At 46.6% G+C, this 14,870-nt stretch carries 13 protein-coding genes; 6 read left to right on the forward strand and 7 right to left on the reverse strand.

Annotated elements, in window-relative coordinates; all coding sequences use genetic code 11:
- The first annotated feature begins 42 nt into the window (after nt 1-42).
- From lptF to E3D00_RS01680, 6 genes are read left to right on the forward strand one after another with little or no spacing between them, the layout of a single operon-like run.
- Nucleotides 43-1,197 (forward strand): LPS export ABC transporter permease LptF, encoded by a 1,155-nt coding sequence (lptF, locus tag E3D00_RS01655; RefSeq protein WP_141459363.1) that lies wholly within the window; start codon nt 43-45, stop codon nt 1,195-1,197.
- Entirely contained in the window at nt 1,194-2,381 is a 1,188-nt protein-coding gene (gene lptG / locus E3D00_RS01660) for an LPS export ABC transporter permease LptG (protein WP_408909350.1), read from the forward strand. The genes lptF and lptG overlap by 4 nt, the downstream gene beginning before the upstream one ends.
- Nucleotides 2,381-4,705 (forward strand): LPS-assembly protein LptD, encoded by a 2,325-nt coding sequence (locus E3D00_RS01665; protein WP_141459365.1) that lies wholly within the window; start codon nt 2,381-2,383, stop codon nt 4,703-4,705. Before lptG ends, E3D00_RS01665 begins: the two co-directional genes overlap by 1 nt.
- Nucleotides 4,702-6,066 carry a peptidylprolyl isomerase gene (locus tag E3D00_RS01670; protein ID WP_408909351.1) on the forward strand — a complete coding sequence of 455 codons (1,365 nt, stop codon included), beginning with the start codon at nt 4,702-4,704 and terminating at the stop codon, nt 6,064-6,066. The genes E3D00_RS01665 and E3D00_RS01670 overlap by 4 nt, the downstream gene beginning before the upstream one ends.
- Before the next feature lies 1 nt (nt 6,067).
- The gene (rsmA, locus tag E3D00_RS01675; protein ID WP_141459369.1) at nt 6,068-6,895 is read left to right on the forward strand and encodes a 16S rRNA (adenine(1518)-N(6)/adenine(1519)-N(6))-dimethyltransferase RsmA; all 828 of its coding nucleotides are present in this window, start codon (nt 6,068-6,070) and stop codon (nt 6,893-6,895) included.
- A gap of 2 nt (nt 6,896-6,897) precedes the next feature.
- Nucleotides 6,898-7,455 (forward strand): DNA-3-methyladenine glycosylase I, encoded by a 558-nt coding sequence (locus tag E3D00_RS01680; RefSeq protein ID WP_141459371.1) that lies wholly within the window; start codon nt 6,898-6,900, stop codon nt 7,453-7,455.
- Here E3D00_RS01680 and E3D00_RS01685 read toward each other — a convergent pair.
- The 7 genes from E3D00_RS01685 to dnaG all read right to left on the reverse strand — a co-directional run bounded on the left by E3D00_RS01685 (nt 7,422) and on the right by dnaG (nt 14,810).
- Nucleotides 7,422-8,636, reverse strand: a complete 1,215-nt coding sequence (locus E3D00_RS01685) for an SAM-dependent methyltransferase (RefSeq protein WP_141459373.1) — start codon at nt 8,634-8,636, stop codon at nt 7,422-7,424. The two genes, E3D00_RS01680 and E3D00_RS01685, sit on opposite strands and share 34 nt — an antisense overlap.
- Nucleotides 8,637-8,761: 125 nt before the next feature.
- Nucleotides 8,762-9,361 (reverse strand): 50S ribosomal protein L9, encoded by a 600-nt coding sequence (gene rplI, locus E3D00_RS01690; protein WP_141459375.1) that lies wholly within the window; start codon nt 9,359-9,361, stop codon nt 8,762-8,764.
- 13 nt (nt 9,362-9,374) lie between these two features.
- On the reverse strand, nt 9,375-9,656 hold the full coding sequence (rpsR, locus tag E3D00_RS01695; RefSeq protein ID WP_141459377.1) for a 30S ribosomal protein S18: 282 nt from the start codon (nt 9,654-9,656) through the stop codon (nt 9,375-9,377).
- A 5-nt stretch (nt 9,657-9,661) separates the two neighbouring features.
- On the reverse strand, nt 9,662-10,147 hold the full coding sequence (rpsF, locus tag E3D00_RS01700) for a 30S ribosomal protein S6 (protein WP_141459379.1): 486 nt from the start codon (nt 10,145-10,147) through the stop codon (nt 9,662-9,664).
- 149 nt (nt 10,148-10,296) lie between these two features.
- The gene (locus tag E3D00_RS01705) at nt 10,297-10,833 is read right to left on the reverse strand and encodes a GNAT family N-acetyltransferase (protein ID WP_246091461.1); all 537 of its coding nucleotides are present in this window, start codon (nt 10,831-10,833) and stop codon (nt 10,297-10,299) included.
- Between the two features lie 63 nt (nt 10,834-10,896).
- The gene (gene rpoD / locus E3D00_RS01710; RefSeq protein ID WP_141459383.1) at nt 10,897-12,849 is read right to left on the reverse strand and encodes an RNA polymerase sigma factor RpoD; all 1,953 of its coding nucleotides are present in this window, start codon (nt 12,847-12,849) and stop codon (nt 10,897-10,899) included.
- 140 nt (nt 12,850-12,989) lie between these two features.
- Nucleotides 12,990-14,810: a DNA primase gene (gene dnaG, locus E3D00_RS01715; protein WP_141459384.1), complete on the reverse strand. Its 1,821-nt coding sequence runs from the start codon at nt 14,808-14,810 to the stop codon at nt 12,990-12,992.
- Nucleotides 14,811-14,870: the final 60 nt, after the last annotated feature.

The following is a 14,870-nucleotide window of genomic DNA, read 5'->3' on the forward strand; positions in this document are numbered from 1 at the left end:
CTCTGCCTTCATCCCGTCACAGGCTAAGGATAGATGAAGGGCATGGCCTCTTCTTCCGATAACACACGACGACATCGATTACCTTTACTCGATCGTTACGTTCTGCGGCAATTATTGATTGCCCTTCTGGCTCTAACGGGCGGTTCTGTCGCGTTAATCTGGCTAACGCAATCTTTGCATTTTATATCCATGATCGTGCAGCACGGCCTATCCTTAGGGGTTTTTATTCAACTCACCTCTCTGATGCTGCCATCTTTCGTTGCTGTTATCCTCCCTATCACAACTTTTCTTGTGGTTCTTTTTACATACCAGCGTATGTCAGGAGATCGAGAGTTAACAGTAATGCGTGCCGCCGGGCGTTCCCCTTTTGAACTCGCGCGACCGGGAATTATTTGCGCTCTTTTTTCAAGCCTGCTCTGTTACAGCCTTACCCTTTGGTTAGCGCCGGTGTCTTACCATGCCTTCCACCGTTACGAATTTCAGATTCGGAACCAAATGGCGGCTTTTCTTTTACAAGATGGAGTGTTCACAAAAACCTCCAGCAATATGACGATCTATGTTCGTTCACGAGAGGCCAATGGCTTGCTTCATGGTATTCTTGTCGAAGATGATCGGGATCCTCAGGCCCATACAACGGTTCTTGCTGAAGACGGAACACTTGTCGTCACATCGGATAATAAACCACGGGTTGTCTTATATAATGGTTCACGAGAACAGATTGACCGTCATACAGGCCGTTTAAACGTTTTAACGTTTGGTCGAAATACCATCGACCTATCATCATCAAGCCAAAATAATCATCAAGAGCGTGATGCTGCTGAAATGTCTTTAGGGGAACTCTTCAATCCCAATCCAAATGAAGTTTCAGCACGAGACCGAGGCAAATTTGCTGTTGAAGGCTGGCACCGTCTTACTTCCCCTTTAACGGTTATTTCTTTTGCAATGATTGGTCTGATTGCGGTGTTGCGAGGTGCTTTCTCACGCCATGGTAATATCACCCGCCCCATGACCGCTATTTTAACGGTTGTTGGCCTTCAGGCTCTTTCTCTCATGCTTCAAAATCTGGCGGGGCGAAACTTAGCGTTAGTTCCCCTTATCTGGATTGAAGCTGTCCTTCCTGGTATTATCTGCCTCTTTCTTCTCTTTTCTGAGCAGACTGGCAAGAAAAAACGATCCACCATTGGAAATCGCTCATGAAAAAATCTCCCAAACTCTATTGGAGCCAATTAAGAGCAATTCTCCATACTCTCCGCCCACAAGAAACAGAGGTGGGCTTTTCTACAACACTCGCCATTTATATTGCGCGTTATTTTACATTAAATAGCATCGCCATGATCCTTGCCCTCACTGGGCTTGTATCATTATTTGACTTTATCGACCTGCTACGCCGTGCCGCCACCAAGCCAAACGTTCCAGCCAGTCTGGTATTGGAAATTGCAGGGCTGCATATCCCATATTACATTATTTATGTTTTGCCTTTTGGTATCCTTCTGGGGGGAATTGTTTGTTTCTCTCGCCTCACGCGTTCTTCTGAACTCATCGTCGCACGCGCTGCTGGTATTTCGGCATGGCAGTTCCTCGCCAGCCCCCTCGCTTGCGCCATCTTTATCGGGCTGTTTACGACCACAGGCATTTCATATTTATCATCTAATATGTACAGAGAAGCAGAACTTCTCGACCAGACATATCTACGCACAGGCGGAGGACCACTTACCTTACAAGGTGGCGAGTTATGGCTGCGACAAGCGGATGAAAGCCTCACCGATCACGGTGTCGCGATTCTACATGCACAAAATGTACGCCTAACCAAAAAAACACTCGAGCTTTCCGGCGTCACGATTTTCCGCCTCGATGAACATGATCGTCTTATTTTACGAATCGAATCGCCTATCGGTGTTTTAGGAAAAAATCAGTGGATTTTTCAGAACTCTTCTCAACTTCGGCCTGATCATTTCCCTCAAAAAGTAGGCGATATTACACTTCCTTCAGACCTCACTGTCTCGCGTATTCAAGAAAGTTTTGCCTCTCCAGACACGCTTTCTGTATTTGCTTTACCTAGTTTTATTCATCTTTTAGAGCGATCTGGGTTTCCTTCTATTAGACATAGATTACATTTTCAGTCATTATTAGCTCTTCCCATTTTAGCTGGTACAATGGCATTAGTATCAGCGGGGTTCTCGATGCGTCCTGCACGACGCGGCGGGGTGGCTCGAATGTTGGGATCAGGGATTGCAGCAGGTTTTGCGCTTTTCACCGTCTCAAAAGTGGCTGAACAATTTGGTGAATCAGGTGCTTTGCCACCGGTTCTTGCAGCATGGGCGCCAACCGGTGCGGGGCTTTGTCTTGCGGTTGCGCTTCTTTTGCACATGGAGGATGGTTAATGTTGGTGCCCCGGTGGCTTCCTAAGCACACGCGTGGAAAAGGTTTTTCTCTCGCGGGTGTTGTTCTTGGAGGAACAGCTCTTGTTGCTCCAAACAATGCGTTTACGGCATCAATGCATCGGGATAATACCCATGTTATCGTTGTGGGGCGCCCAACATCGGAACGGGACCCGTTAACCTATCTGTCAGACACTGAAAGCTATGCCAAAAATGGTCTGATTACATGGTCAGGGAATGTCCGTGTTTGGCAAGGCGACCATGCGATCCGGGCGGATCAAATTACGTACGACCGTAATACCGGCATTCTTTCCGCCGATGGACACGTTGCCATCATAGAGCCTGATGGCAGCACGACCTATGCCAATCACATGGAATTTAGCCATGGAATGCGAGATGGAATAGGTAGCGCCATCTTTATGCGCATGGAAGATAATGCAAAGCTTGCCGGCACAGGAATACGCCGCACCAATGGTCTGATCAATGACCTATCACATGCTGTTTATACAGCGTGCCAAATTTGTGAACGCAACCCAGACGCGCCTCCATTCTGGCAGTTCCAAGCTTACAACGCCACACAAGACGTAGAGCACAAACGCGTTGAGTTTGATCATGCATGGTTGAAAATGATGGGAATTCCCGTCTTTTACTTCCCCTTCTTCTCCATGCCAGACCCCTCAATCAAACGCCAAAGTGGTTTCTTGATGCCTGGCATTGGCCCTCATGACCGTTACTTAGGCACATATGTTACAATCCCCTATTTCTGGGCTATCGATAAAACTCAAGATCTGACGGTCCGCGCCTTAATCGCAACGAAAACCGCTCCTGAACTTACTGCGGAATATCGTAAACGCTTTAATTTTGGCCAAGTAGATGTCACAGGCGGCGTTGCGTATGACACTCTCCATGAGAAAAGTACGGACACAAACGCTTTTGGTCTCCCGCAGTCGAATAAGGGAGAGCATGGTCTACAAGGCTTCCTGTTTGCCAAAAGTGATTTTGCACTCAATGAAAACTGGCATACAGGAACAAATATTAACGTTGCGTCCTCAGCCAACTACATGCGTGATTACCGTATCTCCGGTTATGGTCAAGAAACGCTCCAATCCAATATCTTCCTAGAAGGTTATGGCGTTGGTTCTTATGCTCGTTTTGATGCTGATGCATATCAGGGGCTCAACCAAGGCACGATCAAAAACTCTGATCTTCCTTGGGCTCTGCCACGCTTTACCTACACGTTCCAAGGTCAGCCTGATGCTCTGGGAGGTCGCTTTAGCCTACAGACGACAGACTTTAACCTCTACCGCCCCAACGGCGTGTCAGATCAGCGCGGTCAGGTACAGATGCAATGGGATCGCCCCTTTAGCAACAAGCTTGGGCAGCAATGGTTGTTAACGGCTCGTCTCAATTCTAATATTTACAACGCATCTTCTCTTGAATCTCAGCCTACATATTATACGGTTCATAGACGCTTTACGGGGCAGGTATTGCCAACTATTGCTTTGAAAATGAACTGGCCGTTCCTACGAAGTTTTGCAAAAGGGCACGGAACACAAATCTTTGAACCGATCGTTCAAGCGATTGCAGCGCCTAACACCGGTAATTCTGTCAATCGTTACATGCCAAATGAAGATAGCTTTGCCTACGAGTTTAGCGATTCCACACTCTTTGCCTTAAATCGTTACATGGGAACTGACCGTCTGGATGGCGGAGTTCGTGGGAACATTGGTATCCATCAAAACTGGAGTTGGAATGGCCATTCCATTGACATGCTCTTTGGTGAAAGCATCCAACAACATATTACACATAACCGTATCCCATTCTCTGGCCTAGATCATCATTTATCAGACCCAATTGGGCGTATTCGCTTTAACCCTAATCGCTACCTCGATGTCACCGCTCGCGGGCGTTATAACCCTTGGAGGAAGCGTTTTGACTATGGTGAAGGTGTGATTGGAGCGGGTGTCCCCCTCTTCCATGTCACCGGCGGATATATATATGAGCCTGTAACACCCTATTACTATTATTCTGGAAACTATCGTCCAAACATCCCATCTTGGAATCCTTACTGGAAAGAAATTAGTGAGCTAACAGCTGGTTTCTCAACACAATGGCGTAACTATCACGCGTCTGCCTTTATTCGTCGTAGCCTGTCACGCAAAGAACAAGTCGCTACAGGTGGAACCATTGGTTATTCAAACGATTGCTTCGGGCTTGACCTCATCGTGATTGACCAAAACACACGTATTGGTGGCCAACGTCGTTACTCCACCGTTCTGATGAACTTTACGTTTAAAACAATTGGTACATTCGGTATTAACCTATGAGCAACATGTTCAAAGCTACACGCATCGCTTCTACTGCTCTTGCTGCGGTACTTTGTGTACTATCGGCAGGAACAAGTTTTGCGGCACACCATCATGGCGTTCATAAAAAAGCTCCAGAACATGCGGCGAACACGAAACCCGTTCCGGATGATCAAATTCTGGCTGTCATCAACGGGCAGGTTCTGACGCAACGTGATGTTGATAACCGTGCAAAGTTATTTGTGCTTTCTACAGGGCTACCCATTAGCCCTGAAGTTATGCAACGCATGCGCGGACAGATTATTCATCAATTAATTGATGAGCGCCTTAAAACGCAGGAAATGCTTAAACGGCATATTAATATTGCACCGGAGCAAATTGCTGCTGCCATCAGTAATATTGAACAACGCAACGGCATGCCCCACAACGCCCTGCGTGATCATCTTGCGTCTGACGGAGTTTCCCTCACAACACTTATTGATCAGATCCGAGTTCAAATTGGCTGGATGCAAGTTTTAAGAGAACAGCTTGGAGAAAGTGGTCGCGTAACAGCCACGCAGATTTCACAACGTGAAGAAGCTCTGCAAAATGAGCAAGGCCGTCCACAATACTTAATTAGCGAGATTTTTGTTCCTGTTGCGGATCCACGCCATGATCAAAATGAACTCGCTTTCACCCGCACTATTATCTCTCAGCTCCGTGCTGGTGCTCCGTTCCCCATTGTGGCTGCTCAATTCTCCCAAGCACAATCAGCGCTTGATGGGGGGGCTATGGGCTGGGTGCAGGAGGATAACCTTGATCCACAAGTGGTAAGCGTTGTACGCCAAATGCCCGTAGGCGCTATTTCAAACCCAATTCAGGTTGCGGGTGGCTTTATTATTGCAACGGTTCAAGCCAAGCGCGTTGTCGGCAAACAAATGGGAACTCTGATTTCCATACGTCAAGCGTTCTTCCCGTTTGAAACACCTCTGAACCCTCAACAACCCACCGCTCAGCAGCAAGCCTCTCTACAAAAGGCAATGCACGCTTCGGCAAGCATCCATAGTTGTGATGAGATGGAAGCGTTGAATAAATCCTTGGGAGAAAAACACCCCAGCGATCCTGGTACGCAGGTTCTAGAGCGCCTGGCACCTCAAATGAAATCTATTCTAGAGCCTCTTCCCGTTGGCAAAGCCAGTAAACCACTTGTTTCTGTAGATGGCATTGCGCTTCTGATGGTCTGTAAACGCCAACAGAAAAACCTTGCCCAGCAATCTCCGGGAGAAATTGCGGACCAATTAATGAACGAGCGTGTCGAACAGGCATCCCGTCAGCTTCAACGCGATCTGGAGCGTCGTTCTATTATTGATATTCGTCCAGAAGCAAAACCGGCTTTAAACTAAAGTGTCTCTCCCCTCCTTAAAAGATACCATTCGCGCTTTTGGGCTTGATGCCAAAAAGTCTCTCGGGCAGCACTTTCTTCTTGATCCCAACATCTGCGAGCGCATCGTATCTTTAGGAGGGGACCTCAAAGGACGACACGTTGTTGAAGTAGGCCCTGGCCCCGGGGGATTAACCCGCGCCTTACTCAATAGCCCGGCCGACCGTATTGATGCCGTAGAAATTGATGAGCGGGCGTGGCCTCTCTTAGAAGAATTAGCGACGTTCTATCCCAATCGTCTTAACATCATTCGTGAAGATGCTCTTAAACTCGATGCAGCGTCTCTTGCGCCTGCTCCTCGGCAAATCATCGCTAATTTACCTTACAATGTTGCAACACCCCTTCTCATTCAGTGGTTACGGCAAGCCGCCAGCTGGGAACGGCTTTCCTTAATGTTTCAGCTTGAAGTCGCTGAACGGATTTGTGCAGAACCCGATACATCGGCCTATGGCCGCTTGGCGGTCTTATCTCAATGGTGCGCCTCTTGCTCCATTGCGCTACGCATTCCACCCGGCGCCTTCTCTCCACCGCCTAAAGTACATTCTGCTGTGGCTGTTATCATCCCACATGCACAACAGCCTTCTGAAAAGCTTTTCAAAGCGATGGAGCGTGTCACCGCAGCGGCTTTCGGGCAACGCAGAAAAATGCTTCGTTCTTCTCTTAAAGCCATCGGGGGAGAAAAGCTTCTAGATGCAACAGGTATTACCCCAACGCGTAGAGCTGAAACGCTCACAGTTGCTGAATTTGCGTCCTTAGCTGAACACCACCTTAACTTCTCACAAACGCTCTAACCATGAATGATGCCTTACAACGCTGTAAATGGGCATCAACTAATCCCCTCTTACAGCAGTATCATGACCATGAATGGGGTGTTCCCGTTACAGATGGGCGCTCTTTATGGGAAGCACTCATTCTTGAGACATTTCAAGCGGGGCTTTCATGGCTGGTCGTCCTCAAACGACGAGAGCATTTAAGACAAGCCTTTTGTCACTTTGACCCACACAAAATTGCTCAGTTCAACGAAGCAGACATTCAGAGACTTCTTTCCGACCCTCATATTATCCGTTCGAGAGCCAAGATTGAAGCTACGATATTAAACGCACAAGCTTACTTAAAAATGTCGGAAAAGGGAGAAGACCTTAATACCTTTCTCACCCATTATATTCCTGAACCACCCATATTAAACACATCGGATGAAATGCTTTCTCAATCCCCTCTTTCTATCACCATTTCAAAAGAGCTGAAGAAAAAAGGGTTTCGTTTTGTTGGACCTGTCGTCGTTTACTCATGGTTACAAGCAGTTGGGCAGATCCACGATCATGATCCTTTGTGTTTTCGCTCAAACATATAGTTTCGTGTGATCGGCAAAGTATCAACTGCACGTGTCAGTTGAATCTGAAAATTCATGTGGCCTTGTACACGGAAGGCTAATTCACTTCCAATCAAATACAGCTCAAACATACGCACAAAGCGTTCATCATATAAATCTGTGATAGCTGCTTTATTGGCATCAAAACGCTTTCTCCACTCAGCAATCGTCATGGCATAATGCAAACGCAAGATCTCACAGTCCGTGACCCAAAGACCGGATTTTTCAACCGCAGCAAATGTTTCACTCAAAGAAGGTGAATACCCACCCGGGAAAATATATTTCTGTAACCATGGGTTAGTTGTTCCTGGCCCATCCATACGACCGATAGAATGAATAACAGCCACACCATCTGGCTTTAGACAATCATGAACCCCTTGGAAATAACGCTGAAACTGCGCACCACCAACGTGCTCAAACATTCCAACAGACACCACCCGATCAAACTGATGCCGGACATTCCGATAGTCCATTAGTTCAAAACGAACCTGTCCTTCCAAACCTTCCTCTTTAACGCGCTGTCGAGACGTTTCCCATTGCTCACGAGAAAGCGTAATACCAACGACACGAGCCCCATATTCCTTTGCCAACGTAATGGCTAAGCCCCCCCAACCAGAACCAATATCCAGAACTTCTAGACCGGGCCTATCTAATTTTAGCTTCGCTGCGATATGATGTTTTTTGGCAAGTTGTGCTTCTTCCAGTGTCATGTCATCACGCTGAAAATACGCACAAGAATATTGCCGATCTTTATCAAGAAATAAATCGTACAATCGGCCATTCAAATCATAATGGTGCGCAACATTCCGGCGAGATTTCTTTAAAGAATTCAAACTTTTTAATGGCCGTGTAATGTAACGTAAGCGATCTTCTATTTCTTCAAAAACATGCCCTTGCTTAACGATATTCGTCATTAATACACGCATTAATGTCTCTAAATCACATCCTTGAGGAGCCAACTCCCCAGACATGTATTTTTCGCCGAAAGCAAGGCCAGAGTTAAGGACTAACGCTTTTTCTGCCTGAGATGTCTTTAAGATAAGCCCAGCTTCTGGGCCCTTTTCCCCCCCACGATATACGCATTGAGAGCCATCGCTAAACGTAACATGCAGTGTTCCAGCTTGAATAAATTTTCTTAAAACAAAATCTAAAAGCTTTCTCACAGCCCCCTCCCAGTTCCCTACCGATAATATAGTTCTTCTTCACTTTCCTAAAGCAAAAACCAACCATAAAAAAACCCAGTATGATCATACATACTGGGTCAAATTTACGGCAACTGAGAAAAATATTATTTCTTATCTTCTTCAGTTGTCGCAGCAGCTTCTGCTTCTGCCGCTTCTTCAGCAGCATTTTCAGCTTGTAGATCACCAAGGATGTTATCATCCTTTTCTTCTACGCCAACCACTTCACCGCGTGCCTGACGCTCTGCCTCTTCTTCAGAACGTGCAACGTTCACGATCAAAGGAATAGAAACTTCAGGGTGAAGAACAATGCGTGCTTCTGTCAAACCAAGAGACTTGATCGGATGAGCAAGAACAACTTGATGACGAGCGATGGTTAAACCTGCGCTTGTTGCTGCAACCGCGATATCACGCGTTGTAACAGAACCATATAAGCTGCCACTGTCACTCGCTTGACGAATAACAATAACAGACAGATCGTCCATACGTTCTGCCAAACGCTCTGCTTCTTCGCGTTTTTTCAGGTTCTGTGCTTCGAGCTGAGCACGCTCAGTTTCGAAACGTTTTTTATTTGCTTCTGTTGCACGAAGCGCCTTGCCTTGTGGAAGCAGGAAGTTACGAGCGTAACCAGGCTTCACGTGGACAAGATCACCCATCTGACCAAGGTGCTCAACGCGCTGAAGCAAAATCAATGCTGTTTGGGACATTACAATGCTCTCCTTAGCTTACGACGTAAGGGAGCAGAGCAAGGAAGCGGGCACGCTTAATCGCCTGCGCCAACTCACGCTGCTTCTTAGCCGAAACAGCTGTGATACGGCTCGGTACAATTTTACCACGCTCAGACAAGAAACGGCTGAGCAAACGTACGTCCTTATAGTCAATCTTTGGTGCGTTAGGACCAGAGAAAGGGCAGGACTTACGACGACGATAGAATGGACGACGAGCGCCAACAGCTGTACGACGTGTCGCTGGGTTTACTTCTGGGGCAGTTGTATCGGACATGTTTCTTACTCCGCTCCAGCTTCTTCACGAACATCATCATGTTCGCTACGTGCACGATATTCTTCACGGTCATCACCGCCACCGCGACGACCACCACGACCGCTCTCAAAACGACCAGAAGGCTTAGAACCACCACGGCCGCCACTGCTGCGCTCACCACGATCATCATTCTTACGAGAAAGAATCGGTGAAGGTGTTTCGTCAATTTCATCAACGCGCAAAGTTAAAACGCGTAGAACGTCTTCATTCAGACCAAGCTGACGTTCCATTTCACGAAGCGTATCAGGTGTGCAATCAATTCCGAGAAGAACATAATGTCCTTTACGGTTTTTCTTGATGCGATACGCCAAAGAACGTAGACCCCAGAATTCACGCTTCTGGATGGATCCACCGTTTTCTGTCAGCAAAGTGTTGATGGTCTCAACCAAAGCTTCAACCTGAGCTTGGGATACATCATTACGTGCAATCAGCACGCTTTCATAAAGTGGCATGTAAACTCCCTTCGGATAAGGTCAACCCAATCTATCTGCAACCCATGCTGCACATAGCGCCCTTTTGAAAAGGCATTAGGTATAGCTGGCACGACGCCACATCGCCCCAGCAGGGAAAGGCTTGGATTAATCATGCATAGAAGAGGAAATCAAGTGGAAATTATTTTCTGACGCAATTCCTCTGTAATATACTCATCCGACACATTCCAAACTTCCGGGATTACAGCTGTCTGGACAAAACCAGCTCGTCGATAATTCCTCAGAGCATGAGGATGATCCAAGGTAGAAGTATTAACCCTCAATCTCCAATTAGCATCCTCAAAAGTCTCTCTAATCGCGTGATTCAGTAAGGCCTTTCCGAGCCCTTGGCCAATCGCTTCTGGAACAAGGCCAAAATATGCTAAGTGTGCATCTGCATGTTTACGCATGTCCAATTCATAGAAACCGATTTCTTTCCCTTCAGGATTTTTTAACACCATAAAAAAAACAGAGGGGTCACTCAAAATATCTTTTAAAAGACGGTCCGGCATAGGCCGGCGCATCCACCAGCCATAATTCTCTCCAATCTTTTCATAAAGAGAACGATAAAGCGGTAAAGCACACGAAAAAAAACGTGTAACTGAATAGCCTTCTGGCAACCAGACCGGTTCAACCAATGCATCTCGCGTCATCTCGAGAAAGGTCACATTCACCTTAATCTCTGTGAATGAGCCTTTTGGTATTAACCAATCTGGAAGCATAATCAGATATTAATTATCATCCAAGAATGAACGGAGCTTACGACTACGGCTTGGATGCTTCAACTTACGCAACGCTTTTGCTTCAATTTGTCTAATACGCTCACGGGTCACGTTAAACTGCTGCCCAACTTCTTCCAAAGTATGATCTGTATTCATACCAATACCAAAACGCATACGAAGCACACGCTCTTCACGCGGCGTCAGCGAGGCAAGAACACGTGTTGTCGCCTCACGCAAATTGGTCTGAATAGCAGCATCAAGCGGGATAATTGCCGTTTTATCCTCAATGAAATCACCTAAGTGACTATCTTCTTCATCACCAATTGGCGTTTCAAGAGAGACTGGCTCTTTTGCAATCTTAAGAACTTTACGAACCTTCTCCAAAGGCATGCCCAATTTCTCGGCCAATTCTTCGGGTGCAGGTTCACGTCCAATTTCATGCAACATCTGACGAGATGTACGAACCAATTTGTTAATTGTTTCAATCATATGAACTGGAATACGAATAGTCTTCGCTTGATCAGCAATAGAGCGTGTAATCGCCTGCCTGATCCACCATGTTGCATAGGTTGAGAACTTATAACCACGGCGATATTCAAACTTATCAACCGCTTTCATCAGGCCAATATTACCTTCTTGAATCAAATCCAAGAACTGTAATCCACGATTGGTATATTTCTTTGCAATCGAAATAACCAAACGTAGGTTCGCCTCAATCATCTCTTTTTTGGCACGCGTAGAATCACGCTCACCACGCGAAATTGTCGTATAAACACGACGGAATTCGCCCACTGGCAAACCTGTCTCATGCGAAAGAACCGCTAATTCAGAACGGAGCTTACGGAGATTATCAAGATACTTTGTAGTAAGCGTCTTCCAACCTTTACCGGGCAACTTAACAATATAGTCAATCCAGTTAGGGTCCATTTCATGACCGCGATACTTCATCAAGAAGTCATCACGGGAAATTTTGCACCCTTCTGCCAGACGCAACATACGCCCTTCAATGGCATTCAACCGCTGCACATGGATCTTAATTTGAGCGACAAGCTCTTCAATTCGATTATTATGAAGATGAACCTGCTCAACAAGGCTAACGAGTTCACCCCGGAGTTCTTCATATACACGTTCAGACGTATTGGTTGCTTCTTTACCTGCTGCCAGAGCTTCAAGCCTTTTAACCTGTAGATCACGCAATTTATGGTAAAGTGGTTCAATCGCTTCAAAACGTGCTAAAATTTCTGGTTTTAGCTTCTCTTCCAAAGCAGACAAAGAGAGACCACTTCCTTCTTGTGGTTCCCCATCGCCATCTGCATCTTCTGCCTCATCGTCAGAATCATCATCAGAGTCGAGGTCTGCTTCCGCCTCCTCACCTTCTGGGCCGGGTTCATCTCCTTGGCTTGCTTCAAGGTCTACAATATCCCGCAAAAGCATCTCACCATCTTTGAGACGCTCATACCAAGAAATAATAGCACGAATTGTAAATGGGCTCTCACAAAGCCCACCAATCATTTCATTTCGACCGGCCTCAATACGTTTGGCAATCGCAATTTCACCTTCACGGGAAAGAAGCTCAACAGCCCCCATTTCCCGCAGATACATACGAACAGGATCATCCGTGCGGCTTGCGGCCTCGGCATCCACATTTCCGCCTTGAGGCTCATCACTCTCTTCGTCGGAGTTCTCTTTATTGTTCTGAGCAGTCTCACCGTCGTCCTGATCTTCATTATCCAAAACCTGGATACCCATCTCAGACAGAACGGCCATAACATCTTCAATCTGTTCAGAAGACATCTGGTCTTGTGGGAGAACCGCATTCAGCTCGTCAAACGTAATATGCCCACGTTCACGGCCTTTAGCGATCAGCCGCTTAACGGCAGCGGATTGCGTATCGAGAGAGGCGACATCTCCTTCTTGTTCCTGCGCGTTCCGTTCCGTACCAGAAGCTGTTTTCGTCGCCATTCGTCTCTCCGTCAACTCAGCCGAAAGCAAGCAACTCGGCAGCGTTGCAGGTGGTCGATCCTGCTTCAAAAGTCAAGACTTTGCTGCCGAAGAATACTACTTCGTAAAAAAATAATTCATTCCTAATCCGGGAAGTGCCCTTATATGGACTCTCCACGCCGCAAAGCTTCCAACACGCGCATCCGCGCTAACAAGCTTTCCGGAAAGGAGGATTCTACCCCATGATCTTCCGTGTACGCCTTCATGATTGCCGATTGTATATCGTTGGTCACTTCCTGCTCAAAATTACGAAAATTTACAAGCCCATAAAAATGCCACCAACTCTCTGAAACCTCAACGCTTAATACATCATCTCGGTTCTCGCTTTTCTCAATATCTCTCGGTAAAAATTTTTCGACCAGTGCTTGAGCCTCTGCGTATACTCCTTGTTTTTCCAACCATTCCCTACAATTTTCATGCGTTAAAGACTGGTTTTGATAAACCCAATCCAAAAACACTCCCCGAAGATGGTCCAAATCTTTAGGCAGATTTAAAGCCGTATAAGCCTGCTCAACATCAGGAAAAATATTAGGGTGTTGCAAAAGCAGCGCAGTAAGAATTCTCAGCCTTTTGTCAGCCCCTGCTTCAATATGCAAAGTTTTAGGAGCATCTAGGCCACTATATGAGCGTGACATTTGAGGAGAGCCATTCTTTGCTTTCCATTTTTTTCGATACCGCTCAAAAAACATATCCAGCAAAGAGCTACGATATTCCCCAGCCAATGAACGGTCAGGGACCATCTTAGATAATGAGATCAATTTATCCCGTAGAGCCGCCCTTTGTTCTGGAGTTGGATCAATCATTCCCGCCGTAACAAGCGCAAACAACTCTGAAACCAATGTTGTCGAATGAGCCAGCGCATCACGCATCGCCTCAACACCCCGTGTCCTAATCAGACTGTCAGGATCGTCTTTGGGATCTAAGCGGCAAAATCTTAACGTTCGCCCCGAAGACAACAATGGAAGTGCAACCTCGCATGTCCGCAAGGCAGCTCTTGCACCGGCGGCATCTCCATCCAGACACATGATGGGTGATGGGGACATACGCCACATCAGTTCTAGCTGTTCACTCCCCAGCGCCGTCCCTAAAGGTGCAACTCCGCCCTTAATCCCAGCCTGATCAAGAGCAATAACATCCATATACCCTTCAACAACAACGAGTTCAGCCCCATTATGAACGGCTTCACGCGCTAAATCGAGGTTGAACAACGTCCTGCGTTTGGAGAATAGAAGCGTTTCTGGGCCATTAAGGTATTTAGGTTGCCCACCCCATAAAGTACGAGCGCCAAAAGAAATCAACCGCCCTCGACGGTCTCTAATCGGGAAGGTAACCCGATTAAAAAAGAGCTCTCCCTTAGGGTTTCCATTTTCATCAACACGCATCAAACCTGCACGCACCAACATCTCAGGCGTGACATTATGCGTTCGCATTTCTTCTACTAAGGAGCGGCCATCTCCTGACCATCCCAACCCAAAACGTTCAATCGTTTCGTCCGTTAGCCCTCGCCGACGCAAATACGCCAATCCATCTTGCCCTTCATTTCTAAAAAGGCGCCGGCGATAACTGGCCTGCACCAACATAAGGACATCGGTTAACGATTTTACTTCGTTCGCTTTTTCTGCACTTTTAGGATCTTGCTTAGGAACCTCAAGCCCGGCCTCTCCAGCCAAACTCTCAACAGCCTCCAAAAAACTCCGACCTTCACTTTGCATCACATAGGAAATCGCATCCCCATGCGCCCCACATCCAAAGCAATGGAAATGATCATCATAGATATAAAATGAAGGAGTTTTTTCCCCATGAAAGGGGCAGCATATTTTCCAATTACGCCCAGACCGAACCAGCTTATTACGCCGCCCAATCAAAGACGTTAATGGCGTCCGATTACGAAGTTCATCCAAAAATGCAGAATCAAACGCCATAGAAATTATATAATCTTATCCAACAAAGGTCATCTGTTCGTATAGATAATACCTTACCTG

The organism is Swingsia samuiensis, from assembly GCF_006542355.1.
GTDB lineage: Bacteria > Pseudomonadota > Alphaproteobacteria > Acetobacterales > Acetobacteraceae > Gluconobacter > Gluconobacter samuiensis.

What these genes read in the sequence shown, in the direction of transcription:
- lptF (WP_141459363.1), top strand. Translation starts at nt 43, where the DNA reads ATGGCCTCTTCTTCCGATAACACACGACGACATCGATTACCTTTACTC.
- lptG (WP_408909350.1), top strand. Translation starts at nt 1,194, where the DNA reads ATGAAAAAATCTCCCAAACTCTATTGGAGCCAATTAAGAGCAATTCTC.
- E3D00_RS01665 (WP_141459365.1), top strand. Translation starts at nt 2,381, where the DNA reads ATGTTGGTGCCCCGGTGGCTTCCTAAGCACACGCGTGGAAAAGGTTTT.
- E3D00_RS01670 (WP_408909351.1), top strand. Translation starts at nt 4,702, where the DNA reads ATGAGCAACATGTTCAAAGCTACACGCATCGCTTCTACTGCTCTTGCT.
- E3D00_RS01680 (WP_141459371.1), top strand. Translation starts at nt 6,898, where the DNA reads ATGAATGATGCCTTACAACGCTGTAAATGGGCATCAACTAATCCCCTC.
- rplI (WP_141459375.1), bottom strand. Translation starts at nt 9,361, where the DNA reads ATGTCCCAAACAGCATTGATTTTGCTTCAGCGCGTTGAGCACCTTGGT.
- rpsR (WP_141459377.1), bottom strand. Translation starts at nt 9,656, where the DNA reads ATGTCCGATACAACTGCCCCAGAAGTAAACCCAGCGACACGTCGTACA.
- rpsF (WP_141459379.1), bottom strand. Translation starts at nt 10,147, where the DNA reads ATGCCACTTTATGAAAGCGTGCTGATTGCACGTAATGATGTATCCCAA.
- rpoD (WP_141459383.1), bottom strand. Translation starts at nt 12,849, where the DNA reads ATGGCGACGAAAACAGCTTCTGGTACGGAACGGAACGCGCAGGAACAA.
- dnaG (WP_141459384.1), bottom strand. Translation starts at nt 14,810, where the DNA reads ATGGCGTTTGATTCTGCATTTTTGGATGAACTTCGTAATCGGACGCCA.